Annotated in this window: 1 protein-coding gene; it reads right to left on the bottom strand. The window is 66.7% G+C overall.

The window, feature by feature from the left end; translation table 11 throughout:
- Window positions 1-366 (bottom strand): RNA-guided endonuclease TnpB family protein (locus ACNAW0_RS30725; protein WP_416291536.1); only part of this gene is annotated, 366 nt, incomplete at its 3' end.
- Window positions 367-372: the final 6 nt, after the last annotated feature.

Raw genomic sequence — 372 nt, 5'->3', positions numbered from 1 at the left:
CAGTGCGGCGAGGTTGCGGGCTGCGTTCTCGTCCCGGTCCATAACCAGGCCACAGGCATCGCAGCGGAACACTCGCACGTGCAACGGCAGCTTGGCTTTCACCACGCGGCAGTGCGAGCAGGTCTTGGAAGACGGAAACCAGCGGTCAGCCACCACGTGAGTGCCGCCCGCCCAGGCGGTCTTATAGACGATCTGGCGGCGGATCTCACCGAACCCGGCGTCGGCGATCTTGCGGGCCAGGCGCCGGTTGCGGAGCATGCCGGCCACGTTGAGGTCCTCGACCACGACGGTGCCGTACTCGCCGGTGATGTCGGTGGTGAGCTTGTGCAGCCCGTCAGCGCGGAGATTCGCCACCCGATGGTGCACACGGTT

The sequence above is a fragment of the Micromonospora sp. SL1-18 genome, from assembly GCF_047921505.1.
GTDB lineage: Bacteria > Actinomycetota > Actinomycetes > Mycobacteriales > Micromonosporaceae > Micromonospora.
The sequence above is the reverse complement of the archived record's forward strand: the minus strand, read 5'-3'. Positions and strand labels throughout refer to the sequence as shown.